Genomic DNA, 25176 nt, shown 5'->3' with positions numbered 1-25176 from the left:
AATCTATGGAAAGAGAATTACCCCATGACCAACAAGCTGAACAGGCTTTACTAGGGGCTATGTTGATTGACAAGGATGCTTGTTCAGAAGTTATCAATATCGCTATTCCTGATGATTTCTTCTATGATAGCCATAAGATAATCTTTGCGGCTATGAAAGCTTTGCAGGAAGAACGTCAGCCGGTTGATGTTACGACACTTACAACTTACCTGATGGACAAAAAGGAGCTTGATCGTATTGGTGGGGTGAACTACTTATTAACCCTTTCCCAGTCCGTTCCTACAACTGCCCATACACAATATTATCTTAAGATTCTTAATGATAAAGCATTGTTGAGACGTCTTATTAAGGAATCAACTGATATCATTACAAAGAGCTATGATGATATTGGAAATATGAATGATTTTATTAATGATGTTGAAAGAGATTTCTTGGCGGTGACAAGAGATCGTAATGCGGGTGAATTTAAGAATATTGATGAAGTCGTTGATAATGTCACAAAGCGCTTAAACATTCTTCAGAAGAATGGTGGTATCGTATCAGGTGTTAAGACGGGTTATCGTGATCTTGACAAACTAACATCAGGGTTCCAAAAAGGTGACTTGGTCATACTTGCAGCCCGTCCTTCCGTCGGAAAAACAGCCTTTGCCCTCAATGTTGCGAATAACTCGTCATATAATTCAAAAGAAGCAGTGGCTGTCTTTTCGCTTGAAATGCCTGCAGAACAGCTTGTAACGAGATTAATCTGTTGTGCTGGATCCATCAACAATGATTCCCTTAAAACTGGTTCCATTCTCAAGGAAAATCCTAACAAGTACTATGCGGCAGCTGATAAAGTCATGCATGATAATCTTTATATCGATGATACACCAGGTATTAAAGTTGGGGAGATAGCAGCTAAATGTCGTCGTCTTAAACAGGATGTTGGCTTAAAGCTCGTCATCATTGACTACTTACAGCTCATTTCAGGACCAAACAATTCGAAAGAAAGCCGACAACAAGAAGTATCCGATATCTCAAGAAGCTTGAAGGCTATGGCAAGAGAACTTGAATGTCCTGTTATTGCCTTATCACAGTTATCACGTGCCGTTGAACAGCGTAAAGGTAAGCCAATGCTTTCGGATTTACGTGAATCCGGTGCCATTGAACAGGATGCTGATATCGTCGCATTTTTGCATCGTGAAGACTATCAGAATAAAGAAAAAGAAGCGGAAACAAATGGCTTAACAGAAATCGTTGTGGCCAAACATCGTAATGGTGCAACAGCCGATATTCCTGTTGTCTTTGAAAAGCAATATTCACGCTTCTCTGACTATACTACTGAACAAGTTCCTGAAGCTAGTGATGGTGTAAGAGACTTAAGACTGTAGATGATATTTCAAAAGAACGGATAACCATAAAGGTATAATCCGTTCTTTTTTTTATGCGAGTTAAGATCTTATATGATAAAGTTTGTTGTACATGTTTGTGGGAAGTTCATGTATAATAGAAAAGCTGAAGGGAGATTTGTGGAATGTATAATCAATATAGTGAAGGCTGGCTTGAAGTGATTTGTGGATGTATGTTTGCAGGCAAGACAGAGGAACTCATTCGTAGAATTAATGTTCTTACATTCGCTAAAAAGAAAATCATCGTTTTCAAACCTAAAATAGATAATCGTTATTCAGAAACAGAAATTGTATCCCATGCGGGGGCCCATGTACCATGTGTTGTTGTCAGTAAAGCAACAGATATTTTAGAAAATATTCAACCTGATACTGATGTTGTTGCGATTGATGAAGTACAGTTCTTTGATCAGGATGTTGTAGATGTTTGTGAATACTTAGCTGATAGTGGTTTGCGTGTTATGGTGGCGGGATTGGATAAGGATTTCCGTGGTGAACCATTTGGTGTTTTACCAGATTTACTAACACGTGCTGAATTTGTCACAAAACTTACAGCAGTATGTGCTAAATGTGGTGCTCCAGCAACGAGAACACAGCGTATTGTCAATGGCAAGCCTGCTAGCTTTGATGACCCCATTGTCTTGGTGGGAGCTAAGGAAGCTTATGAGCCAAGATGCCGTCATTGTCATGAAGTCCTTGATAAACCATTTAAATTCAAGAAAATCAAACATCGTTAATACAAAGTTCATATTCATTCAATAACATATAGAATGTCGAGAGAAATAACATCATAGTTCTCTCCTATTCCCCTTAAAGGTACCTTTTCCCCAGGTATCTTTTTTTGTCATTTCTCTGAGGGACATCCGAAAGACATGTCAGGATAATGTATTCTAGTGAGCGTTGGTGTATCATTAGAATCTTTTTATTTATATGTAAAAAATTCCAATAAATGATATTAAATACTAAATTGGGAATGAATACCAACAATGGCTAGAAATATTTACATTGAAATGAAAGCGGTTTAGAATCTTAAGTGTAAGAAAAAGAGATAAGAAAACCGGTTCATAGATCTCAAATTAGGAGGATAAGAATTATGGAAAAGTTTAATGTTTGTATTGTTGGTGGTGGAAGTACTTATACACTTGGTTTCTTAAAGTCATTTGTTAGATTAAAAGAAGAATTTCCTATTAAAAAATTAGTCTTATTTGATATTGATGGTGATCGTCAAAGACCAATAGGTGAATATGGAAAAATTTTATTCAAAGAAAGATTCCCAGAATTAGATTTCTCTTATACAACAGATCCTGCTGAAGCTTATCCAGAAATGGATTTCATCTTTATGCAGATGAGAGCTGGCGGTTTACCAATGCGTAGAAAAGATGAACATATTCCATTAAGCATGGGTAAGATTGGACAGGAAACTGTCGGTGCTGGGGGCATGGCTTATGGCTTACGTTCATGTGTGGATATGATTGAAGCTGTTCATCAAATTAGAGAATATTCTCCAAATGCATGGATTCTCAATTATTCAAATCCTGCTGCTATCGTAGCCGAAGCTCTTCGTAGAGAATTCCCTGATGATCAAAGAATTCTGAATATCTGTGATCAACCTGAAAATATTATTCGTTCTGTATCAAGATTACTTAATGTTGATTGGAACTCTTTAGATCCTGTATATTTTGGATTGAATCACTATGGATGGTTCACACATATTTATGATAAGAAGACAGGTGAAGATTTATTACCTCTTATCCGTAAAACAGTTCATGAAAAAGGCTTCTTACCTCAGGATGCAGAGCAGCGTGATAAGAGCTGGTTAGATACTTATGGATTCGTTCAAACAATGATGGAAGATTTCCCTGACTATATTCCAAATACATATGATGGATATTATCTCTATCCGGAATATAAATGTTCTCATTTGAATCCAGAATATACACGTGCAGATGAAGTTATTGATGGTCGTGAAAAGAGAGTCTTTGCCGAAGCAGCAGAAGTCATTAAAGAAGGTAAAGTTGGTGATCGATTCCATGCCATTTCTGATGCACATGCTGAAATGATGATTAAAGTTGCTGAAGCCATTGCTTTTAATACAAATCAGAGATTTATTGTCATTGTTAAGAATGATGGTGCAATCGCAAACTTACAGAATGATGCAATGGTTGAGGTAGTCGCAGAACTTGGTATTAATGGACCTCGTCCAATGCGTGTTGGCACTATTCCACAGTTCTATTATGGCTTACTTGCTCAGCAGGTTTCATGCGAAAAACTTATTGTAGATGCATATTATGAGCATTCTTATCAGAAAGCCTTAGAAGCCTTCACGCTTAATAGACTCATCAATGATGCAAAGAAAGCACGTGAACTTCTTGATGCACTTGTTGAAGCAAATAAAGGTCAGTGGCCTGAATTAAAATAGCCGAAAGGTAAAAGGGAGATTTGTATGAAGAAAAGTAAAGTGATGGACTTCTTCTCTGCCCTAGGTAGAAGTCTTATGATGCCAATCGCTGCATTAGCAGCGTGCGGTATCGTTCTTGGGTTATCTTCTGCATTGATGAAGCCTCAGGTTGTGGCTGCATTACCATGGCTTGGCACAGGCGTTGTGGGTTTCATCATCATGATGCTCAACAAAGTATCAGGTGTTGTCTTTACGCTTTTACCTGTTCTCTTTGCTATTTCAATTGCCATGGGATTAGCTAAGGAGGATAAGGAAGTTGCAGCCTTCGCCGGTTTTATTGGCTATTATACATTCCTTGTTGCAAGCTCTTTAGTGATTTCAACAAAGATTATCAATTTCTCAGCCATGAAGATTTCGCCAATCCTAGGTGTTGAGACAGTAGATATGGGGGCTGTTGCCGGTATCTTGGTCGGATGTCTGACAGCATACCTTCATAATAAATACCATAAAGTTGTTTTCCCTGCGGCTGTAGCGTTCTATGGTGGTAAAAGATTTGTTGCCCTGGTTGTTACATTGGGGTGTGCACTTCTTGGTATTGTTATGCCATTTGTCTGGAATCCTCTTTCAATGGGAATAGATACAATTGGTACGTTAATTAACGCGAGTGGATCATTCGGGGTATTCTTGTTTGGTTTCTTAGAAAGACTGTTAATTCCTACAGGTCTTCATCATGTCCTAAATGGCTTATTCCGTACGACATCACTTGGTGGTACATTCAATGGTGTTGAAGGCTGTTTGAATATTTTCTTACAAAATGTAGATAAAGTACCTTTAAAGACATTGGAACCTTATACAAGATTCCTTGGCCAAGGGAAAATGCCATTTATGATGTTTGGTTTACCTGCTGCAGCACTTGCCATTTATAGAACATCACCTGATGAAAAGAAACCTAAGGTGAAAGCATTAATGATTGCTGGTGTTGCTGCATCCTTCGTGTCTGGTATTACTGAACCTATTGAATTTGCATTCTTATTTGTTGCTCCAGCATTATTTGTATTCCATGCTGTGATGGGTGGTATTTCATTTATGTTGATGAGTGTTCTACATGTCATTATTGGTAATACTGGTGGTGGTTTAATTGATTTCTTTATTTGGGGTGTCTTCCAGCCCGGTTCACACTGGTATTGGGTCATTGTTGTAGGTGCAGTCTATGCGGTCATTTATTATTCGGTATTCAAATGGTATCTTGCTAAGAAACAAATATCAATTGATGTTGCTGCGGATGATGATTCAGATGATGAAGGTGAGATGACTGTTGATGAAAAAATGCAGAATGTTGCTGCAAATGTTATTGAAGGTCTAGGTGGCTTTAAGAATATTGTTGCAGTGAATAATTGTATTTCAAGACTCCGTGTAGATGTAAAGGATATGAGTAAGACAAATGACAATATTCTTAAGAAAACAGGTTCTCTAGGTATTGTTAGACCAAGTGAAACGCATATACAGGTTATTTATGGACCTAAGGTAGAAGTGGTAGCTGATGCCGTTAGACAGGTTTTAAAATATTAGAAAAGCTCCCAATTAGGGAGCTTTCGTATTTGTGAGAAGATCAATAACGATTTGTATGATCAGGAATGTTGATAGTTTGTTATGAACTTCATCATGCTGACCTGTATAGATAGGAATATTAATGTATTTATTAAGTTCATTAGGGATTGGTGAACTACAAATCCAGCTAACAATTGCACCACGGTCATGTAGATTTTCAAGAATATTTTGGTATTCTGGGTGCGCATGTTCAGTGAGTAAAAGAATAAAAGAATTTTCAGGAATTGTCTTTGATAGCGAAGCAAGAGTATCAATCCAATTTATTGATATGCAAGGGATATCCAATGTTGTAAGAATATCATACATATATTGAGCAGGTATTGAAGAAATGTTACGGCCGTAAATATAGAATGGCTGACATGTTTTGACGTAAGTGACAATCTGTCTAAGCTGATTCTCATTTATTGTAGAAAGACAATCATCGAGCTGAGCTTTCATGACAGGAATGATTCTTGCATAAGGATCATTTGTAACATTATTTGCTGAACGGAGTTTAAGCTTGAATTCTGAAAATCCACGACATCCAAGCTTTTGACAAAAACGAACGATACTTGCATTAGAAACAAAGAGCTCATTACACAAGTCTGATATTTTCATCCAACTGACTTTTTGACGATTTTCTTGAACATAATGAAGAATGGTTTGATCGGTATAAGTTAATTTATTTTCATCTATTGTATCAAGGAAATCACTCATGTTGATCATCTCCCTTCTTAAATGTATCAAGATATTGAGCAAGTGCATCAATAATATAGAAGATGGCAACACGTGATGTGAATTCAGCACCATCTCTCATTCTTTCCTCAGTAAAGAAGCGCAAATTATAATCAGAATATTTCGCAATTTCACTTTCCGTATATGGTGTAAAACTAATGATTTTCATACCATGCATATGGGCAAGCTTAGCGAGTTCAATTGTTTTTGCCCATTTTCCTGAAGCGCTAATAAGAACAAGAATGCTATCTGAAGATAATGAAGATATTTTGTGTTTAGCCATTTTTGTGGAATGAAGGGGATAGACATATTGTCGTCCTCTTCTCATGAGTACTTGAACGAAGTAATTGGCAATATTATCAGTAATGCCGCCTGGCATAAATACAAAAACAGGGATATTTGAATGAAGTATTTCTGAAGTTCTGACTAACTCTTCTGAGCTAACTAAAGAAAGAGATCCTTTGATATCTTTTTTCAGGTTTCTAATAATTTCATCAAAAGAAAGTATCTCTCCATTACCTGTTTTATTGTTGACTGAAGTTGTTTTCTCTTGCTTTAAGAAAAACTTGAGTTCTGGGAAACCAGAAAAGCCAATTTTCTTACACAAACGAATAACTGATGATGGCGAACAAGGAATGGATGAGGCAAGTGTCTTAACATCCATTGTGATAACTTCATCAATATGTTGATAGATATAATTGAGAATATTCATATCACTATTAGTGAGATTACGAAGTGTTTCATCAGATAAGTTCAGATTAATCATATATTCACCAATCCTCTGTTTGATTTAATAATATTATAGTGTTAGCTCATGATATATTCAATGATGTGAAAAGAGGTAAATTTATGTTTCATTTATTTAATAGAAAGAAAGAAGATTTGATTGTAGCTCCATTTGATGGTGAGATGTTTTCCATAACAAAAGTAAATGATCCAGTATTTGCGCAGAAGATGATGGGTGATGGTATTGCTCTGAAGTCAACTAAAGACAAACTCACAGTTTGTGCACCTGCAACTGGTCAACTCGAAGTGCTCTTTAATACAGGTCATGCCTTTGGTATTGCATTAGAAAGTGGTGTCAAAGTACTTGTTCACATTGGTTTGGACACTGTTAATGCGCAGGGGGATGGGTTTAAAGTGCTCAATAAAAAACAGGGTGACTTTGTTAAAGCACTAGATCCAATTGTCGAAGTAGATCTTGCTAAGCTTTCTAAAGACTATGATACAACAGTTATGGTAGTCGTAACAGAAGCAGCGGGAAAACAAATAACATTCAAAAAGCCTATGCATGTGGCCTTAGGAGATTCTCTTATACAGTAAACAAAGAACCATCACAAGTTGATGGTTTTTTCTTGCATTATAATGAATATATGATAATATATACATATGAAGAGACAAACATATGAAAGGAGTATTCATGAAGCCTATACAGGAAGAAGAAATTACTGATTTAGCCGATTTATTTAAGATTTTTAGTGATTCTACACGATTAAGAATTCTCTTCTCCCTCATGGATGGAGAAAAGAACGTTACTGAACTTACACAAGATCTTGACATGACCCAATCCAATGTTAGCCATAGCCTAAGCATACTTAAGACGAATAAACTCGTAAAGCCAAGAAGAGATGGCAAAGCCATTTATTATTCACTTGCGGATGATCATGTAAAGACAATTATTGCAATGGGAAGAGACCATATTGAAGAGGAATAGGAGACATTATTATGAAAAAGAAATTTAAGATCTATGTTGATTGTGCAAACTGTGCTGCCAAGATGGAAGATGCAGCAAAGAAAGTTGATGGCGTTATTGATGCCAAAGTAACTTTCATGACACAAAAGATGATGGTTGAAGCAGAAGATGCAAGAATGGATGAAGTTTTAGAAAATGTTCAGAAAGCTTGTAAAAAAGTAGAACCTGATTGTGAATTCTATCTTTAGAAGGGGGAATCTCTATGAGTTCTTTGAACCCAAGACAGAAAAGAAATCTACGTGATATTCTTGTGAGTTTGGTATTATTCTTTGGCCTTATTGCCATTGAAAAACTTGTACCGCAAGTAGGGAATAATCGCTTATATATGTTTTTATTATTCTTAGTGCCTTATTTTATTGTTGGACATAATGTTGTAAGAAAGGCGTTGCTGGCTATTAAGAATTTTCAGGGTTTTGATGAATCATTCTTAATGACATTAGCAACAGTAGGTGCCTTTGCGACAGGTGAAAATGCCGAAGCCGTAGCTGTTATGTTGTTCTACCAGGTTGGTGAATGGTTCCAGGATTATGCCGTTGATAAGAGCAGACGTTCGATTACTGCTTTAATGGATATTATGCCGGATGAAGCTCATGTTGAAGTAAATGGTGAAATTGAGACGATGGATCCTGATGATGTAGAAGTAGGTAGTATTGTTGTTGTAAAGGCTGGGGAAAAGATTCCTCTTGATGGTAAGGTTGTCGAAGGACACTCGATGGTGAATACGGCTGCTATTACTGGTGAAAGTGTGCCTAGAAGTGTAACCCTGGGAGATGAAATCTATTCTGGTAGTATTAATGGCGAAGGCTTGCTGAAGATTCAGACGACCAAGGCTTATGAAGATTCTACAGTCTCTAAAATCCTAGAAATGGTTGAAAATGCGGCCGAAAAGAAATCCAAGACAGAGAACTTCATTACGAAGTTTGCCCGTATCTATACGCCAGCCGTCGTTATTGGGGCAATTGTACTGGCTATTGTACCATCACTGATTACAGGTGAATGGCTCAAATGGCTTTATCGTGCTTGTACATTCCTTGTCATATCATGCCCATGTGCCATTGTTGTATCGGTGCCACTTTCTTTCTTTGGTGGGATTGGTGCTGCAAGTAAGCAAGGGATCCTTGTCAAGGGCTCAAACTATCTAGAAGCTATTAATGATGTAACAACGATTGTCACAGATAAGACGGGTACATTGACAAAGGGGACATTCTCAGTTGTTGATATTATTCCTAATAGTATTCTTACAAAGAAACAAGTCTTACGTGAAGCAGCATTAATTGAATCACTTTCAACCCACCCAATAGCTTCTTCCATAAAAGAAGCAGCAGTGATCTATGGCTTAAATATCAATCCGAATCAGGTAACGGATATTCAGAATATCACTGGTATGGGTATGAGTGGTCAAGTGAATGGCAAAACAATCTATGTCGGTAATGCCAAGCTCATGAAAGAACAAGATATTCCTTATATTGAAAATACGAATGAGAGCTCTACAGTTGTTTATGTTGGTGCTGATCATGATTTCCTTGGAACAATCCTGATAGCTGATGAAATCAAGGATAATGCCGTAAGTGCCTTAAGACATCTTAAGAACAGTGGTATTGAAAAGATAGTCATGTTGACAGGGGACAAGAAAAGTGTCGCTGAAAGTGTCGCCAAGAAGTTGGGTGTAGATGAAGTACGTGCTGAGCTTCTGCCTGGTGATAAAGTCAATGCCGTTGAAGAAATCCTTAAAACATCTTCAGACAAACATCGTGTTGCATATGTTGGTGATGGTATTAATGATGCGCCTGTCTTAACGCGCTGTGATGTAGGTATTGCGATGGGTTCAATGGGCAGTGATGCTGCTATTGAAGCTGCGGATATTGTTTTAATGGATGACAATATCGATAAACTGGCTACGACAAAGCGCATAGCCCATAAGACTGTAAGTATTGCGAAAGTGAATATTATCTTTGCGATTGCCGTTAAGATACTGACACTGATCTTTGGTGCTGTAGGTATTGCGAATATGTGGTGGGCAGTATTTGCGGATGTTGGCGTTGCTTTCATCTGTGTCCTCAATTCTATGCGTACGCTTAAAGCAAAATAGAGGTGAAAAGCAGGTATGTAAACATGCCTGTTTTTACTTGCATATCACTTCTATAAAATAGAGCTTTGTTTCTATTGTTGCATTCAAAGATGAATTGTGGCACTATAAATCTAGAAGTACATCGAGGTGAAACATGCGCACTTTAAAATATGCAATACTAGGAATGCTAGCACAAAAACCAATGACAGGATATGATCTCATGCAAGAGTTCGAATCAACTTTGAATGAATTCTGGTCAGCCAATCATAGCCAGATTTATCCTGAACTCAAAAAACTTACAAATGAGGGATCCATTACCTATACAATGAAACAATCAGAAAAAGGCCCTGATAGTAAGCTTTATTCTATTACTGAAGCTGGTGAAAAAGACTTCTTAGAGTGGCTTAATGATGATGAAGATATTATTAAGACACCAAAAGATCCTTTCCGCTTGCGCGTCTTTTTCTCAAAAAGCATGAAGGAAGAAGATCGCTTGGACTTCTTCATGGATCACCGTTTAAAACATCGCAAGCGTTTAAAGCACCTCCAAAAGCAACTCCAGAAATTTACTCATATTCCTACAAAAGATGAAGATGCATTTGGTGATTATCTTGTCTTAATGTCTGCAATTATACGCGAAGAGAGTACGATTGAATGGATTGAAAAGTGTATAGAATTATTAGAAGCATAGAGAGATACAGAAGCAATATCTGTATCTTTTTTCATGTTTAAATATGTTAGAAAATTCACTATGTATATATTGACATATTAAAACATACATAGTAGAATTGCCTCGTCAACCATTGTGCAAAATATCACAATGTATAATTAAAGGGAGAAAAGTATGAATCTTACAAGAAAACGATGGTTTTATTTAGTGCTATGCTGTTTGATCAATTTGTGCTTGGGATCAATCTATGCATGGAGTGTATTTGCGTCACCAATGGCAACTTATTTATCGCAGTTCGCAGGAAAAACACTAACAACTGGTGATCTCGCAATTGTTTATACAATTGCGAATGCCGTAGGGCCAATCACAATGATTAGTGGTGGTTTCTTCAATGATAAGATTGGGCCTAAAGCAGTTATCTTTACTGGTGGCTTGATGTTTGGTTTAGGTCTTATTGCATCGGGCTTTGCTCATTCTGTGGGTATGTTGATTGTAACTTATGGCCTTATTAGTGGTCTTGGACTAGGTATGGCTTATGGCAGTACGATTTCTACAGCTGTCAAGTATTTCCAGGATAAACGTGGTTTGATTGGTGGCATTACAACAGGAATCTATGGCCTAAGTTCAGTTATTTTACCACCTATTGTGACAGCTATTGTTGCAACAACGGATGTCACAATGGCATTTAAGATTGTTGGTGCAGTATTCTTAGTGATTGTTTGTGTTTCCGCATTATTCTTAAAGCCTTGTCCTGCTGACTTTGTGCCTGAAGGATGGACACCTCCAGTAGCAGTAAAGAGTAATGGCAATGACAAAAACTGGAAAGAAATGCTTCAAACACCTATTTTCTATATCATGATTTTAACTTTAACTTGTGGGGCTTTCTCGGGCATGATGATTATTTCTCAGGCGAGTGGTGTGGCTATCAATATGATTGGTATGACAGCAGCCAGTGCCGCTATTGCCGTATCTGTATTGGCTTTATTCAATGCTTTAGGACGTATTGTTGCTGGGTTTATTTCTGATAAGATTGGTCGTATTAATACATTAACAGGTGCTTTAGTCCTTTCGATGGCAGGATTATGTGCGCTTTATTTCTGTAAGGTTGGAGCTGTTGCTTTATTCTATTGTGGTATTGCCGTAGTCGGTATTTGCTTTGGTTCCTTTATGGGTGTTTTCCCAGGATTTACTGTTGACCGCTTTGGGGCAAAAAATAATTCTGTGAACTATGGCATTATGTTTATTGGTTTTGCGCTTGCTGGATACTTTGGACCTTCAGTGATGCGTCAAGTCTTTGCCACTGATGGTGCCTATCAGAGAGCATTCCTGATCGCTCTCGCATTTGATGTCGCAGGGATTATTCTTACATTCTGTTATCGTGTTGTTTTAAAGAAAAGTGAGGGAGAAAAATAATGGAAAGACAGTATAAACATTTATCTAGTCCGATTACAATTGGACGAAAAACATTTAGAAATCGCATGTTCTCAGCACCAATGGGAGGTACTGATATTACAAATGATGGTTGTATCGGACCTAAGTCTACAGCTTTTTATGAATTAAGAGCTAAGGGCGGTGCGGCAGCCGTTACTGTATCAGAATGTATGGTTCATAAAACAGATGGCTCACATGCCTATCGTTTAGATGAATCTATTTTAAACTCTTTAGCAGGCGCAACATATGCTGCTGATGCAATCAGAAGACATGGCGCAATTCCATCACTTGAGCTTTCTCATTCAGGCATGTTTGCAGGCACATATATGACTGATAAAACAAAACAACATGAACTTGTACAATATGGTCCATGCGATACAGTGAGAGCTGATGGCGTAAAGGTTAAAGCACTGGATGAAGAATTGATTACAGAAATTGTTCATGCCTATGGTCATGTCGCAAGTCTAGCAAAAAGAGCTGGTTTTGAAATGGTAATGATTCATGGCGGACATGGCTGGTTAATTAACCAGTTCCTTTCACCACTTTTCAATCATCGTGAAGATGAATATGGAGGATCTTTAGAAAATCGTTGTCGTTTTGCGATTCGCGTTTTGAAATCAGTAAGAGAAGCTGTTGGTCCTGATTTCCTCATTGAATTCCGTATGAGTGGCAGTGAGTTTACTGAAGGTGGATATGGTTTAGAAGATGGTGTTGAGATAGCTAAAATGATTGAACCCTATGTTGATATTATTCATGTCTCAGCAGGTACTTATCAAAAGACATTTGGTATTACACATCCTTCAATGTTTGAAGAACATGGCCGTAATGTGTTCTTGGCAGCCGAAATTAAGAAACATGTCTCTAAACCAGTAGCGACTATTGGTGGTCTTAATGATCCTGAACAATTAGAAGAGATTATTGCTTCTGGTAAAGCCGATATTGTTTATATGGCAAGAGCACTTTTGGCTGATCCATTCCTACCACGTAAAGTTGTAGAAAACCGTCCTGAAGAAATCGTAAAGTGCTTAAGATGCTTTACATGTATGGCAGAAAGAGCAGCAACTTCAACACGTCGTTGTACTGTCAATCCATTAATTGGCCGTGAAATGGAAGGCGATGAAATTCAAAAAGCTCCAACAAAACGTAAGGTTGTTATTGTAGGTGGTGGTCCTGGTGGACTCTATGCTGCTTATACAGCTGCAAGACGTGGCCATGATGTTACTCTATATGAAAAGGAAAATGAGCTTGGTGGTATTCTTAAGAGTGAACAAGCTATTTCATTTAAGCATGAGATGTATGAACTATCAGGCACTTATGCCTTGCTGGCAAAAAGAGCAGGTGTCACTTTCAAAATGAATACTGAAGCGACAAAGGAATTAATTGAAAAAGAAAACCCATATGCCGTTATCATTGCCACAGGATCAACACCACTCGTACCACCTATTCCAGGCTTAAAGGGTGATAATGTCATTGTTGTTAATAATTATTATAAAGAAAAAGATAAAGTAACTGATCATGTTGTTGTCTTTGGTGGTGGCTTAGCGGGATGTGAATGTGCTATTCATCTAGGCATGGAAGGAAAGCATGTTGAGCTTGTGGAAATGCGCGATCAGCTTGCTCCTGATGCCAATATCCGTCATCGTCCATTGCTTTTAGCTCAGGTGGATAAGTATGTGCAGGCACATACAGGCTTAAAGGGCTTAGAAGTCACACCAAATGGTATTCTTTGCGAAGACAAAGATGGCAATAAAGTGACTATTGAAGGTACAACAGTCATCTGTGCCTTAGGCCAGCGCTCTACTACAAAGACAGTAGAAGAATTGCAGGATACAGCTCCATTTGTACGAGTTATTGGTGATGCAGCAAAAGTATCAACAATCACAAATGCTGTATATTGGGGATATCATGCAGCCTTAGATATCTAAATACTTAGAAAAGAACGAATTTTGATATGCCCCCTGTCAAGTAGACAGTGAAAATTATTTAAAATAACTACCAAGCAAGGTCAATTAGATTTGGCCTTGTTTTTTTATTGTTGTGCTTGCGCCTGGTGTTTTGCTTTGCTCTTCTCAATCCCTTCCCAGAATCGTTCTATTCTTCTGTTTGGTGCAATTGGATATTGTTTTGGTGTAACTGCAGTCAGTACATCCTGTCTTACCTGATTTGCAGTCTTCTCATGAAAACGTTTCTGTGGATATCTGTAGATATAGTATTCATATATCCTATAAATGATCTCTGCAGCTTCTTCATAGGTATGTGCCTTGCCAAACAGAACCTTGGCCATATCCTTGATGAATCCCTGAAAGGATTCTACTGGTCTATTATCGATACAGTGTCCCACCCGTCCTGATAAAGATGGGTATTCCAATCATCGTGTTTATTGTGCTTCAGGCTATGTATAACATTGTGGACAGCATGTTTGTTTCCAGGATGCCGGAAATCCTTAATCTCGAGGAAACTGGTGAATATGTGGTTAATGCGCTTACGTTGGCATTCCCGATTCAAATGCAGATGGCTGCCTATACATAGGCAGCAGTGTTGGTGTGGGAGGGATGCTTTCCAGACTTTTAGGGATGAAAGACACAGGGGGGAGTGGCAAAAATAGCTGAAAAATGCGAGTTCAGGGCAATCGTGAGTTTGTATCGAAAGCAGACCTAATATAGTAAAATTTTGGGGAAAACAAGCAATCGCTTCCAGCTTTCGTAATAAGTCTTGCTAATACTGCCAGTAATAAATTGAAACACACTCTATTTGCTAGACAATTCTGATAAATAGGACGCTTTTTCGTAGCTTCATAATGTCCATTGATGTTTAGGTAGCACATTCGCCGATAGATTAATCAATCGTGTGACAGTTTCGTGACGCTAAAAAAACTCCAGGTGCAACGATAGTGCCCTGAAGGATATTTGAGGCAGAAAAATAGGGCCCGATCTTTCGATAGAGCCCTTACAAAAGCATTTCTGCTTTTTCGACGTACACCTAGTTTAGCCGATGGAGAACCAGCTGTCAATAACCAGTTTCAAAAAATCAAAATTTGCAGTGATCAACTGATTTGAATTATAGTACTCAGTGTGCTTCATCATACGTTCTTTAAACGCATGTAATTTTTGGGCAGCTTTATTATGAACTCCCTTACTGGTTACAATGTCATTATGGATGTAGAGAACATATATTAGTTCCTGAATCCGCTCATTTCCCATACGATTCATACGGGAATCACGTGAAAGCGATTGAATTTTTGATAATTCTTTATTCACTGTATACTTAGCCGGATATGCTGCCGTATTTTTGTGGAGATCATTGATGAAGCAGTCATTGTGAGCGCAGGCATTCCGTACATTTTTGCATCGTAGCATAATGTAAAAGCGATTGTTCATCTGTTTAGATTGATAACGTTTAGCACAGAAGTGATAAAAATCAAGGATTGCACCAAAAGGAAGAAGTTCCAGAAAAACCCAAACAGGGAAATCAGACGAATACTTATTATAGATGTCTTTTGTGTAATTACTACTTTGATTTTGACGTAATTCGGATTCAATATGTTCTCTTCTGTTGTGGCTGAGAGAATTTAGAAAATCCGAAACAATTTGATAGCCATCTTCGTTATGATTTTCAATCGCTTTCAGAAGGTCCATTTTTGCAAAATGTTCAACATCAAGTGTAAGTTGGATAAATGTATAACTCAGTTCCATATCAATAATAGCAAGATCCTGAAGATATCCAAAATCCAAATTTATATATTTGTCTACTGGCTTTTGATTTGAATCAAGCTGCTTATTATAATTCTTGCGGTAAGATGCCACACGGAAATAGTTATTATTATCTTCCATGTACCGAACAGCATTTTCTGGAGAAACAATATTGAACGTGATTCCTTTGCTTTTCATATGTTCAATAAGATCCTGGGCGGACTTCATTGGCTTGGAAATTTTACTCATAAAACGATTAGACTCCTTCATTTAAAATGATTCCATGTATGTATAAGCCAACGTAGACTTACCAACCCGGATGAAAAGTTAATTTTATTGTAACGATATTGCCTTAGTCAGTCAATGAAAATGGGCTGCTAATAGATAAGTAACCAGGCCATATTTTATTGATATTATGCGCTGGATTTAATGTAGCATCACTTTTGACTATCTTCATTCTATTGTTTTTACCAAATGTCGTCGTAACCCCCTTGCTTTAGCTATGGGGATATAAGGCGATTGCTATTTAGAGGCAATATAAAATGGCACGAATAGAAGAACAGTGAAAACTGTTCTTTTTGATACACTAAAAAGTAGGTAGATATGTTCTAAAAAAACGCTGACAAAGCATTATTGTCAACGTTCTAAAATATCAATAACATCATCAAGTGTTTCTACAATCTTATAACACTTTGATGCATATTGTGCTTCTGGATATTTCATATCAGGAACACAAATGACTTTAATATTTGCTGAATAAGCAGCCATAATACCACTTTCACTATCTTCAAGTACATAAGCTTCATCACTCTTGACACCTAGCTTCTCACAGCTTTTCAGAAAGACTTCAGGATTTGGCTTACCTTTAGTGACTTCATCCCCACAAATAGAATCATCAAAGTAATCAGTAATATGAGCCTGCTTTAAAATCTTATCAACACGATCACGGGTACTGCTTGTCGCTACAATGGTTTTATAGTGATGTTCTTTTTTGAGATATGACAGTAAGTGAAGTAATCCTGGCTTGAGGGGGACGCCTTCTTGTTCAAAGCGTTTAGCCATCACTTCATGACATTTTGTTATGACTTGATCAAAAGGGAAATCATGTCCATAGGCATCATAGAACTGCTTGGCAATGCCTTCCTTTGTACGCCCTAGAAGTGATACATAGAATGTTCGATCCATCGTTAAGTTCATATCTTTTAAGACTTCTTGATAGCTTTCAAAAGTCACTCTTTCACTATCAATCATCAGTCCATCCATATCAAATATTATTGCTCTAATCATACTTTTTCCTCCAACATATGTAAGTATAAGAAAAAAGCAAAAGAGTATCAATATAAGGCATGAATTTATTTTGCTTATTGAGGTTGGTTATATTATAATAGGGACGATTACAAGGAGGTTTTCATGAACACTTTATTAGAAAGACTTGAAACAGTAGAAAAAAGATATGATGAATTAACACAGATTCTCATGGACCCTTCCATTGCGAATGATGTCAGTAAAATGACAGCCGCTTCTAAAGAACAGGCTTCTTTAGAAAAAGCTTACAATATGTGTCAGGAATATAAAAGTTTATTAGACGGTATTGAAGAAGCTAAGGAGCTCTTAAAAGAATCCGATCCTGAAATTAGAGAAATGGCGAAAGAAGAGTATGAAACTCTTACAAAACGTCAGCCAGAACTTGAACAGGAAATCCAGTTAGAACTTATTCCAAAAGATCCAAATGATGACAAGGATGTTATCATGGAAATCCGTGGTGCAGCCGGTGGCGATGAAGGAAATATCTTTGCCGGGGACTTATTTAGAATGTATTCTAAATATGCAGAAAGCCAGGGCTGGAAGATTGAAGTCAACGAAGCACAGACATCAGAAGCGGGTGGTTATTCTTTAATTGCCTTTACCGTTTCTGGTGACCATGTCTATTCGAAGTTAAAATATGAATCAGGCTCACATCGTGTACAGCGTGTTCCTAAGACAGAATCACAGGGACGTATTCAGACTTCAACGGCAACAGTTCTCGTTATGCCAGAAGTAGATGAAGTTGAAGTTCATATTGATCCAAAAGACTTACGTATTGATACATATCGTTCATCAGGGGCTGGTGGACAGCATATCAATAAGACTGACTCTGCCGTACGTATTACCCATTTGCCTACTGGTATTGTAGCGACAAGCCAGGATGGTCGAAGCCAGCATGACAACCGTGATAAAGCCATGCAGACATTACGTGCCCGTGTTTATCAGCACTTCCAGGATCAGCAGGCATCAGCAATAGAAAGTGAACGTAAAAGCAAGGTTGGTAGTGGGGATCGTTCAGAAAAAATCAGAACATATAACTACCCACAAAACCGTGTCACAGACCATCGTATTGGCTTAACAATCCAGCAGTTAGATAAGATTATGGATGGTAAGCTAGATGATATTATTCAGGCTTTGATTAACGAAGATCAGCGTTTGAAGTTACTAGGTGAACAGAATGACAATTAGAGAACTCATTAATGAAGCTGAAGAAAGAATGGATGAAGCCAACAAAGACAGCAATGTCCCTAAAGTGCTCTTCTATCATGTTTCCAATATGCAACCTCATGAGCTCTATTTAAAGATGGATGAAGAAGTTGATGAAGAAACATTAAGAACCTTTAATGAAGACTTACAGCGTTATCTTAATGGTGAACCTGTCCAGTATATTAAAGGTAAGGAATATTTCTTTAATTATGAATTTACAGTCAATGAAGATGTTCTTATTCCACGTTATGAAACAGAAGAACTTGTTGAGAATATTCTTTATGCGATTGATGATTATTTTAAAGACTATAAGACGATTGATTTATGTGATGTAGGAACGGGTAGTGGGGCAATCGCTATTTCCCTTGCCCTAGAAGAACCAAAGCTCAATGTATGTGCAACTGACATTAGTGAAAAAGCATTAGTTGTTGCCAAAAAGAATGCTCATGACTTAGGTGCTCATGTGACATTCTATCAAGGGGATATGGTTCAGCCACTCATTGATGCAAAGAAGAAAGTGGATATCTTTGTATCCAATCCGCCTTATATCCCTGTTCACCAGGATATTGATCCCCGTGTTAAGGATAATGAACCTCATGTTGCTCTTTTTGGTGGTGAAGATGGTCTTTATTTCTATCGCAAGATTTTTGAAACAGTGCGTCCTATTCTTAAAGATCGAGCTATTCTCGCCTTTGAAATGGGATTTGACCAGCGTGACATCATGGAAGAAGCACTCCAACAGTACTTCCCGGATTGTCCACATCGCTTCTTAAAGGATATTAATGGAAAGAATAGAATGTTGTTCATCTATTACAATATTGAACCAAAATGATAGAAACAGAAAGACTCACTATTCGCTATCTTCAAGAAGAAGATCTTGAAAGAATGCTTGAATATCGTAATAAAAAAGAAGTTGCGAAGTATCAAAGCTGGAAACATTATTCGGAAAGAGAAGCAAGAAGTCGTATTCACTATGTGCAAAAACATCCTTTTGTCGGTGGAGCGAAGGACAATACGCAATTTGCGATTGTTCTCAAGGATGGCACATTAATCGGTGATCTCCATTTAGAGGCACTCAGTTCAAGTTGTATTACGATTGGCTATACACTTGACTCTACTTATTGGAAGCAAGGTTATGGACGAGAAAGCGTGCGTGCTTTACTAGATTATATTTATACACATTATGAATATACGAAATGTATTGCCTATATTTATAAAGCGAATGAAGCATCACGAAGATTACTACTTGATTTAGGCTTTAAGAAGTTTGATGAGAGTTATCTCTATCGTGATGAAGGTTATGTAGTAAGACTTGATGAAGTCATTAAGTAAAGGTGATAGAAAATGTTAAGTGATTATTTAAGAAGATATGAAATCATGAGTATCGTTACAGCACTATTAATGGTTGTTGTAGGGGTATTACAGATTGTTATTCCTGTGAAAATGATTAATTTGGTATTTACCATTTTTGCGGCAGGTCTTGGTATTAAAGGTATTATTGATGTATTTGCATTTATCTTTATGGATAATAATGCAAGAAGATATTCTAATGGTTTATTAGATGGTTTCTTATGTATTATTGGTGGGGTCTTATTGTATTTAAATATGGATTTCTTTAAGACTTTCTTGCCTTTGATTATTGGTGTTTTTGTGATTTTTGAAGCCATCATGAAGATGCAGGTATCCTTCCTCTTTTTAACAGCACTAAGCTCTTCAGGCTGGATTCTTGTCTTCTTGTCTTCAATTCTTGAGATTGTTCTTGGTTTCTTGCTTCTTGTCTACCCTGCTAACGCACTTGTCTCTGTGACAATTGCGAGTGGGATCATCTTGATTGTCTCAGCAATCTTAGAGATTATTGAAACTGTTGTCATGATCAAGAAAATCAGATATTACAGTATTTATTAAGCCCTTCTATTAGGGCTTTTTTTATGAGAGGGAGCTATGAATGAAAAGTATTTAAGTCATCAAAAACGTTATGTCATTGGCGTATCTGGGGGGTGTGACTCGATGGCCTTACTGGACATGATGGTCAAGAAGAATTACATCGTCGCTATTGCTCATGTCAATTACAATCTTCGAGAAGATACGGATGAGGACTATAAAGTTGTCCATGATTATGCTTTACAGCATAACATTCCATTCTACTACAAAGTCTTCACCAAAGAAGATTATCAACAAGGTAACTTCCAGGCCGTAGCCCGTCAAATGCGTTATAATTTCTATCATGAAGTCTTAGATCAAGGCTATGATGCTGTATTACTAGCCCATCATCTTGATGATGAACTAGAAACAATCTATATGTATCTCGAGCGTGGCAGTCAAACCAATTATCTGGGTATTGAGCCTATTACAACCATCCAGCAGATGACCATTATTCGCCCATTACTCGATACCAAAAAACAAGAGCTACGTGATTATTGCTTACAAAATCATATTGCTTTTCATGATGACTACACAAACTTTCAAACCCACTTCAAACGTGATCAGGTCAGAAATCTTGTTCTCAACACCTATACTGATCAACAAAAAGAAGCATTGTTGTTGAAAGCAAAAGCTTATAATCTGAACAAGCAACATATTCAAGACCAGCTTAAGCCATTACTTGAAAAGTATCATGCACAAAATAAAATTAACTATCATGAAGTACCAGAAGCACTTTATAGTGACTTTCTCTTTGCTTTGTTGGCAGAGAAAATCCCGGTAGAGAAATTGAGCGGGCATCTTATTCATGAAATCATTCATCAGATGACTTCAACAAAGCCCAATATCACCCTCCAATTACCACTTCATCAGCAGTTCATAAAGGCATATGATAATATTACCGTTACAACACTACCTTCAAGTGAGGGATATGCATATACAATAACATCGCTTAAAGAGCAGGATTATGACGATTTTTCTATTCGCCAGAAAGGTGAAATGAAAGATGGTATTTATGTCACTGAGGCTGATTTCCCACTCACTATCCGTTCGATATTACCTGGTGATGTGATTAAGACAAGTGGTGGGCAAAAGAAGGTGGCAAGACTTTTTATCAACAATAAAATTCCTTCTCATGAAAGAGCCCATTATCCGATTGTTGTAAGAAATGATGGACAAATTATTTTGATTCCAGGAATTGCCAAAAGATATGAGTATTTGTCTACAAATCCCAATCTTTTTGTGATAAAATAAGCGCATTATAGGAGGTTTACGTATGCATAAGGATACGCGTGAAATTTTATATACTGAAGAACAAATTAGAGATAGAAGTGCTGAATTAGGAAAGCAGATTTCTGCTGACTATGAAGGCAAGGATGTACTGATGGTTGGCTTATTAAAGGGAAGTGTTCCTTTCTTTGCTGAACTTGCAAAGCATGTGACATTGGATGTTGAGTTTGATTTTATGCGTGTTTCTAGCTATGAAGGCACAGAGTCTACTGGTAATGTTATTGTGAAAAAGGATATTGATGTTGACTTTAAAGGCAAAGATATTCTCTTAGTTGAAGATATTCTTGATACGGGTAAGACATTATATACAGTCAGACAGATGCTTCTTGAAAAAGGTGCTGCTAGTGTTGAAATCGCAACCCTTTTGAATAAGCAGGAACGCCGCGAATTCCCTATTCAAGCAAAGTATGTAGGATTCGAAATTCCTAATGCATTTGTCATTGGATATGGTATGGATTACAATGAGAAGTATCGTAACCTTCCCTATGTAGGAATATTAAAAGAAGAAGTCTATATGTAAGGAGACAGTATGAACAAGAAGAATAAAAGTTTATTAAAAGCTATTCTTCCTTGGGTTTTAGTATTGGTGATCATTGGTAGTATTATTCCGGTTCTTACAAACCGTAATGCTGGTAATGAAACCTTAACTTACTCTGAATTTACAAAGGCATTAGAAGATGAAAAGATTAAAGAAGTGACTGTTAAGCCACAAAGCTATGTCGTTGATGTTACAGGTAAGTATACTAAGAAGGTGGATGGCAAAAACAAAACAGTCTCATTCTCTACTTTAGTACCAGCTACTGATGAAGAAGTAGATTCATTAATGCAGGTTATTAAAGATCAGGGTGTGAAAGCGAAAGTTGCAGATGCATCTGATGATAATATGGTCATCAATATTATCATGAATCTTATTCCATACATCATCTTAATTGGTGGTATGGTATTCCTCTTCAAATATATGAATGCTGCTGGTGGTGGAAATGCGAAAGCATTTGAATTTGGTAATTCTAGAGCTAAGCTTGAAAAGAATGAAAAGACACGTTTTAGTGATGTTGCCGGAGCGGATGAAGAGAAAGAAGAAGTTAAGGAATTGGTTGACTTCTTAAAGAATCCTAAGCGTTTTGCGGATATGGGAGCAAAAATTCCTAGAGGTGTCCTTCTAGTAGGTCCTCCAGGTACAGGTAAAACATTACTTGCCCGTGCCGTTGCTGGTGAAGCTAATGTACCTTTCTATTCTATTTCTGGTTCTGAATTCGTAGAAATGTTCGTCGGTGTTGGTGCTGGACGTGTACGTGACATGTTCAAGACAGCTAAACAGAATGCGCCATGTATCATCTTTATCGATGAAATTGATGCCGTTGGTAGACAGCGTGGTACTGGTGTTGGTGGCGGACATGATGAACGTGAACAGACATTGAACCAGTTGCTTGTCGAAATGGATGGTTTCGAAGGTAATGAAGGTGTCATCGTACTGGCTGCTACAAACCGTGCTGATGTCCTTGACCCAGCCTTATTAAGACCTGGTCGTTTCGATAGACAAATTCATGTATCTAACCCAGACCGTCGTGCAAGAGCACAGATTCTTGCCGTTCATGCAAGAAATAAGAAATTAGCACCGGATGTTGACTTTGACAACATTGCACGCCGTACACCTGGCTTCTCAGGTGCGCAGTTAGCCAACGTTTTAAATGAAGCTGCTTTATTAGCTGTACGTTTAGGACATAGTGTGATTACTCTTGAAGATGTTGATGAAGCAATCGACAGAGTCATTGGTGGCCCAGCTAAGAAGAGTAGAAAGTATACAGAAAAAGAAAGAAAGCTTGTTGCTTATCATGAATCTGGACATGCGATTGTTGGTTTAACACTTGAAGATGCTAACCAGGTACAAAAAGTTACAATCGTTCCTCGTGGTGATGCGGGTGGTTATAACTTAATGACACCTAAGGACGAAACATATTTTGAAACAAAACAGCAGCTATTAGCTGAAATAGCTGGTTTCATGGGTGGTCGTGTAGCGGAAGAAATCTTCTTTGGCGATATCTCATCAGGTGCTGCCAACGATATCCAGCAGGCTACAAGAATTGCCCGAATGATGGTTACTGAACTCGGTATGTCAGAACTTGGCCCAATCAAGTATGATAGTGGTGAAAATGCTGTATTCTTAGGCCGTGACTATTCACAGCTTTCTAATACACATTCAGGTCAGATTGCTTTTGAAATTGATCAGCAGGTGAGAAAGATTATTGATGATGCCCATCAGGAAGCAACTGATATCATCAATGCCAATAAAGACAAGCTTGAAACAATTGCGAATGCATTATTAGAATATGAAACACTGAATGCAGAACAAATTCAGTCATTATATGAAACAGGAAAAATGCCTGAAACATTCAATGGCAATGATGAAGTTGTAACACCGGATAATGATGACAATACTCCATCAGCACCAGAAACTAAGGATAATGCAAATCCTGAAGATGATTTATTAGATGAAATGAAGTAGGGCATTGCCTTACTTCATTTTTAAGGAGAATGAAAATGAGTAGACGTGTTATGATCAGAATATTTGTAGGCATAATTGTCTTAAGTATGATTATACCTCTCATTAGTTATTTTGCGATTTAGGAGAAAAGTATGAAAGATTATTTAGTTAGAGGTCTTGTAAATAAAAGAAATGCTCGTGTCTTTGCCGTTAATACGACAAATCTCACAAACAAGGCAAGAGAAGAATTAGGGCTATGGCCATGTGCATCAGCAGCCCTTGGTAGAACAATGGCAGTCACATTAATGATGGGTGCCATGAATAAAGATCAGGAAAAACTCACAGTGAATATCAATGGTGGTGGTGAAATGGGTACTGTCCTTGCCACAACACATTGCGATGGCAAAATTAAAGGCTTTGTTGCTAATCCTGAAGTCCACTATGAATATAACAGTACAAAGAAATTAGCTGTTGGTATGTGCGTAGGCAATAATGGTACTTTACAGGTTATTAGAGATATGGGCTTAAAGCAGCCAATGACATCAGAAGTACAGCTTCAGACAGGTGAAATTGGTGATGACTTTGCTTACTATTTCTATGTTTCAGAACAAGTACCTTCAGTTGTCTCAGTTGGCGTTCTAGTCGATACGGATAATAGTGTATTATCTGCAGGCGGCTTTATCATTCAGCTATTACCAGAAGCAACAGACGAAGACATCACATTTATTGAAAATAAGATGAAGGGTTTCCCTCCTGTTTCAGACCTGATTCATCAAGGTAAAACACCAGAAGAAATCTTAGAAATGATTTTTGATGATGAAGTAGAAATATTAGCACATCAGGATGTCTTCTATGAATGTGATTGTTCGAGAGAAAAGATGGCTGAAGCTTTAGCAGCATTACCAGACTCTGAATTAGAAGCCATTATTAATGAAGATCATGGTGCTGATTTAAAATGCCAGTTCTGTCATAAGTCCTATCACTTCAGTGAGGATGACTTAAAACAAATCCAAGAAAATAAACATCAATAAGAGGCACATGCCTCTTTTTTTCATACAAACAAAAATGACAATCATTCATGATTGTCATCATTGAGGAAGTTATGTGGATATGACATAACTTCATTTTATAAAGTTCCCGACAGAAAACCCACGCGCCTTTAGGCCGTGGGATGAATGTCGGTTAGGAATATGATATAATATACATACAGGAAATCCTATTTCCGAGTCTTTAGAAAGGAGAAAGCTGTATGCATCT

24 protein-coding genes are annotated in these 25176 nt (G+C 37.6%); 19 read left to right on the top strand and 5 right to left on the bottom strand.

The features are described 5' to 3' along the window. Window positions 1–5 precede the first annotated feature (5 nt). The 4 genes from dnaB (at window position 6) to T529_RS0103150 (ending at window position 5352) form a co-directional block, all read left to right on the top strand. Entirely contained in the window at window positions 6–1370 is a 1365-nt protein-coding gene (gene dnaB, locus T529_RS0103165; protein ID WP_033162175.1) for a replicative DNA helicase, read from the top strand. 143 nt (window positions 1371–1513) lie between these two features. Beyond that, window positions 1514–2122 carry a thymidine kinase gene (locus T529_RS0103160; RefSeq protein WP_033162174.1) on the top strand — a complete coding sequence of 203 codons (609 nt, stop codon included), beginning with the start codon at window positions 1514–1516 and terminating at the stop codon, window positions 2120–2122. Between the two features lie 356 nt (window positions 2123–2478). Next, window positions 2479–3804, top strand: coding sequence for a 6-phospho-alpha-glucosidase (locus T529_RS0103155; protein ID WP_033162173.1), 1326 nt, complete (start codon window positions 2479–2481; stop codon window positions 3802–3804). Between the two features lie 24 nt (window positions 3805–3828). Continuing rightward, window positions 3829–5352, top strand: coding sequence for a PTS transporter subunit EIIC (locus T529_RS0103150; protein WP_033162172.1), 1524 nt, complete (start codon window positions 3829–3831; stop codon window positions 5350–5352). 12 nt (window positions 5353–5364) lie between these two features. Here the strand turns inward: T529_RS0103150 and T529_RS0103145 are convergent, their stop codons facing one another. Both T529_RS0103145 and T529_RS0103140 read right to left on the bottom strand, forming a co-directional pair. Further along, window positions 5365–6087: a MurR/RpiR family transcriptional regulator gene (locus tag T529_RS0103145; RefSeq protein ID WP_033162171.1), complete on the bottom strand. Its 723-nt coding sequence runs from the start codon at window positions 6085–6087 to the stop codon at window positions 5365–5367. Beyond that, entirely contained in the window at window positions 6080–6871 is a 792-nt protein-coding gene (locus tag T529_RS0103140) for a MurR/RpiR family transcriptional regulator (protein WP_033162170.1), read from the bottom strand. Before T529_RS0103140 ends, T529_RS0103145 begins: the two co-directional genes overlap by 8 nt. An 83-nt stretch (window positions 6872–6954) precedes the next feature. On the opposite strand from T529_RS0103140, the gene T529_RS0103135 reads away from it, so the two are divergent. The 7 genes from T529_RS0103135 to T529_RS0103105 all read left to right on the top strand — a co-directional run bounded on the left by T529_RS0103135 (window position 6955) and on the right by T529_RS0103105 (window position 13952). Beyond that, window positions 6955–7428: a PTS sugar transporter subunit IIA gene (locus T529_RS0103135; RefSeq protein WP_033162169.1), complete on the top strand. Its 474-nt coding sequence runs from the start codon at window positions 6955–6957 to the stop codon at window positions 7426–7428. Window positions 7429–7525: 97 nt separating this feature from the next. After that, window positions 7526–7819: an ArsR/SmtB family transcription factor gene (locus T529_RS0103130; protein WP_033162208.1), complete on the top strand. Its 294-nt coding sequence runs from the start codon at window positions 7526–7528 to the stop codon at window positions 7817–7819. An 11-nt stretch (window positions 7820–7830) separates the two neighbouring features. After that, window positions 7831–8046 carry a cation transporter gene (locus tag T529_RS0103125; protein WP_033162168.1) on the top strand — a complete coding sequence of 72 codons (216 nt, stop codon included), beginning with the start codon at window positions 7831–7833 and terminating at the stop codon, window positions 8044–8046. Window positions 8047–8060: 14 nt separating this feature from the next. Then, window positions 8061–9947 (top strand): heavy metal translocating P-type ATPase, encoded by a 1887-nt coding sequence (locus T529_RS0103120; protein ID WP_051646826.1) that lies wholly within the window; start codon window positions 8061–8063, stop codon window positions 9945–9947. A gap of 133 nt (window positions 9948–10080) precedes the next feature. Then, on the top strand, window positions 10081–10617 hold the full coding sequence (locus tag T529_RS0103115) for a PadR family transcriptional regulator (protein WP_033162167.1): 537 nt from the start codon (window positions 10081–10083) through the stop codon (window positions 10615–10617). A gap of 153 nt (window positions 10618–10770) precedes the next feature. Next, window positions 10771–12009, top strand: coding sequence for an L-lactate MFS transporter (locus T529_RS0103110; protein ID WP_033162166.1), 1239 nt, complete (start codon window positions 10771–10773; stop codon window positions 12007–12009). Next, a complete protein-coding gene (locus T529_RS0103105; protein ID WP_033162165.1) occupies window positions 12009–13952 on the top strand; it encodes an FAD-dependent oxidoreductase in 1944 nt (647 codons plus the stop codon). Before T529_RS0103110 ends, T529_RS0103105 begins: the two co-directional genes overlap by 1 nt. 104 nt (window positions 13953–14056) lie before the next feature. Here T529_RS0103105 and T529_RS0103100 read toward each other — a convergent pair whose 3' ends face one another. The 3 genes from T529_RS0103100 to T529_RS0103090 all read right to left on the bottom strand — a co-directional run bounded on the left by T529_RS0103100 (window position 14057) and on the right by T529_RS0103090 (window position 17003). Next, complete coding sequence (locus tag T529_RS0103100; RefSeq protein ID WP_051646825.1) at window positions 14057–14368, bottom strand: hypothetical protein; 312 nt, start codon at window positions 14366–14368, stop codon at window positions 14057–14059. Between the two features lie 643 nt (window positions 14369–15011). Beyond that, window positions 15012–15965: an Abi family protein gene (locus T529_RS0103095; protein ID WP_033162164.1), complete on the bottom strand. Its 954-nt coding sequence runs from the start codon at window positions 15963–15965 to the stop codon at window positions 15012–15014. Between the two features lie 387 nt (window positions 15966–16352). Next, the gene (locus T529_RS0103090) at window positions 16353–17003 is read right to left on the bottom strand and encodes an HAD family hydrolase (protein ID WP_033162163.1); all 651 of its coding nucleotides are present in this window, start codon (window positions 17001–17003) and stop codon (window positions 16353–16355) included. A gap of 123 nt (window positions 17004–17126) precedes the next feature. Between T529_RS0103090 and prfA the strand changes: the two genes are divergently transcribed. The 8 genes from prfA to hslO all read left to right on the top strand — a co-directional run bounded on the left by prfA (window position 17127) and on the right by hslO (window position 24950). Beyond that, the gene (prfA, locus tag T529_RS0103085) at window positions 17127–18209 is read left to right on the top strand and encodes a peptide chain release factor 1 (protein WP_033162162.1); all 1083 of its coding nucleotides are present in this window, start codon (window positions 17127–17129) and stop codon (window positions 18207–18209) included. Next, on the top strand, window positions 18199–19059 hold the full coding sequence (prmC, locus tag T529_RS0103080; RefSeq protein WP_033162161.1) for a peptide chain release factor N(5)-glutamine methyltransferase: 861 nt from the start codon (window positions 18199–18201) through the stop codon (window positions 19057–19059). Before prfA ends, prmC begins: the two co-directional genes overlap by 11 nt. Beyond that, window positions 19056–19559, top strand: a complete 504-nt coding sequence (locus T529_RS0103075) for a GNAT family N-acetyltransferase (RefSeq protein WP_033162160.1) — start codon at window positions 19056–19058, stop codon at window positions 19557–19559. Before prmC ends, T529_RS0103075 begins: the two co-directional genes overlap by 4 nt. A gap of 12 nt (window positions 19560–19571) precedes the next feature. After that, window positions 19572–20132: an HdeD family acid-resistance protein gene (locus T529_RS0103070; protein ID WP_033162159.1), complete on the top strand. Its 561-nt coding sequence runs from the start codon at window positions 19572–19574 to the stop codon at window positions 20130–20132. Between the two features lie 36 nt (window positions 20133–20168). Continuing rightward, on the top strand, window positions 20169–21401 hold the full coding sequence (tilS, locus tag T529_RS0103065; RefSeq protein ID WP_033162158.1) for a tRNA lysidine(34) synthetase TilS: 1233 nt from the start codon (window positions 20169–20171) through the stop codon (window positions 21399–21401). Between the two features lie 22 nt (window positions 21402–21423). Next, on the top strand, window positions 21424–21957 hold the full coding sequence (hpt, locus tag T529_RS0103060) for a hypoxanthine phosphoribosyltransferase (protein ID WP_033162157.1): 534 nt from the start codon (window positions 21424–21426) through the stop codon (window positions 21955–21957). A gap of 9 nt (window positions 21958–21966) precedes the next feature. After that, window positions 21967–23940 (top strand): ATP-dependent zinc metalloprotease FtsH, encoded by a 1974-nt coding sequence (ftsH, locus tag T529_RS0103055; protein WP_033162156.1) that lies wholly within the window; start codon window positions 21967–21969, stop codon window positions 23938–23940. Window positions 23941–24071: 131 nt separating this feature from the next. Beyond that, window positions 24072–24950 carry an Hsp33 family molecular chaperone HslO gene (gene hslO, locus T529_RS0103050; protein WP_033162155.1) on the top strand — a complete coding sequence of 293 codons (879 nt, stop codon included), beginning with the start codon at window positions 24072–24074 and terminating at the stop codon, window positions 24948–24950. Window positions 24951–25176: the final 226 nt, after the last annotated feature.

It is taken from the genome of Sharpea azabuensis DSM 18934 (assembly GCF_000702165.1).
GTDB lineage: Bacteria > Bacillota_I > Bacilli_A > Erysipelotrichales > Coprobacillaceae > Sharpea > Sharpea azabuensis.
Note: the sequence above shows the minus strand (reverse complement) of the source record. Positions and strands in the feature narration are given on the sequence as shown.

Bases quoted from the DNA above. Each gene is read 5' to 3' on its own strand.
- prfA (WP_033162162.1), top strand. From the start codon at position 17,127: ATGAACACTTTATTAGAAAGACTTGAAACAGTAGAAAAAAGATATGAT.
- T529_RS0103160 (WP_033162174.1), top strand. From the start codon at position 1,514: ATGTATAATCAATATAGTGAAGGCTGGCTTGAAGTGATTTGTGGATGT.
- T529_RS0103075 (WP_033162160.1), top strand. From the start codon at position 19,056: ATGATAGAAACAGAAAGACTCACTATTCGCTATCTTCAAGAAGAAGAT.
- T529_RS0103145 (WP_033162171.1), bottom strand. From the start codon at position 6,087: ATGAGTGATTTCCTTGATACAATAGATGAAAATAAATTAACTTATACC.
- T529_RS0103130 (WP_033162208.1), top strand. From the start codon at position 7,526: ATGAAGCCTATACAGGAAGAAGAAATTACTGATTTAGCCGATTTATTT.
- hpt (WP_033162157.1), top strand. From the start codon at position 21,424: ATGCATAAGGATACGCGTGAAATTTTATATACTGAAGAACAAATTAGA.
- T529_RS0103115 (WP_033162167.1), top strand. From the start codon at position 10,081: ATGCGCACTTTAAAATATGCAATACTAGGAATGCTAGCACAAAAACCA.
- T529_RS0103150 (WP_033162172.1), top strand. From the start codon at position 3,829: ATGAAGAAAAGTAAAGTGATGGACTTCTTCTCTGCCCTAGGTAGAAGT.
- T529_RS0103140 (WP_033162170.1), bottom strand. From the start codon at position 6,871: ATGATTAATCTGAACTTATCTGATGAAACACTTCGTAATCTCACTAAT.
- dnaB (WP_033162175.1), top strand. From the start codon at position 6: ATGGAAAGAGAATTACCCCATGACCAACAAGCTGAACAGGCTTTACTA.
- prmC (WP_033162161.1), top strand. From the start codon at position 18,199: ATGACAATTAGAGAACTCATTAATGAAGCTGAAGAAAGAATGGATGAA.
- T529_RS0103120 (WP_051646826.1), top strand. From the start codon at position 8,061: ATGAGTTCTTTGAACCCAAGACAGAAAAGAAATCTACGTGATATTCTT.
- T529_RS0103070 (WP_033162159.1), top strand. From the start codon at position 19,572: ATGTTAAGTGATTATTTAAGAAGATATGAAATCATGAGTATCGTTACA.
- T529_RS0103155 (WP_033162173.1), top strand. From the start codon at position 2,479: ATGGAAAAGTTTAATGTTTGTATTGTTGGTGGTGGAAGTACTTATACA.
- tilS (WP_033162158.1), top strand. From the start codon at position 20,169: ATGAATGAAAAGTATTTAAGTCATCAAAAACGTTATGTCATTGGCGTA.
- T529_RS0103125 (WP_033162168.1), top strand. From the start codon at position 7,831: ATGAAAAAGAAATTTAAGATCTATGTTGATTGTGCAAACTGTGCTGCC.
- T529_RS0103095 (WP_033162164.1), bottom strand. From the start codon at position 15,965: ATGAGTAAAATTTCCAAGCCAATGAAGTCCGCCCAGGATCTTATTGAA.
- T529_RS0103110 (WP_033162166.1), top strand. From the start codon at position 10,771: ATGAATCTTACAAGAAAACGATGGTTTTATTTAGTGCTATGCTGTTTG.
- T529_RS0103135 (WP_033162169.1), top strand. From the start codon at position 6,955: ATGTTTCATTTATTTAATAGAAAGAAAGAAGATTTGATTGTAGCTCCA.
- T529_RS0103090 (WP_033162163.1), bottom strand. From the start codon at position 17,003: ATGATTAGAGCAATAATATTTGATATGGATGGACTGATGATTGATAGT.
- hslO (WP_033162155.1), top strand. From the start codon at position 24,072: ATGAAAGATTATTTAGTTAGAGGTCTTGTAAATAAAAGAAATGCTCGT.
- ftsH (WP_033162156.1), top strand. From the start codon at position 21,967: ATGAACAAGAAGAATAAAAGTTTATTAAAAGCTATTCTTCCTTGGGTT.
- T529_RS0103105 (WP_033162165.1), top strand. From the start codon at position 12,009: ATGGAAAGACAGTATAAACATTTATCTAGTCCGATTACAATTGGACGA.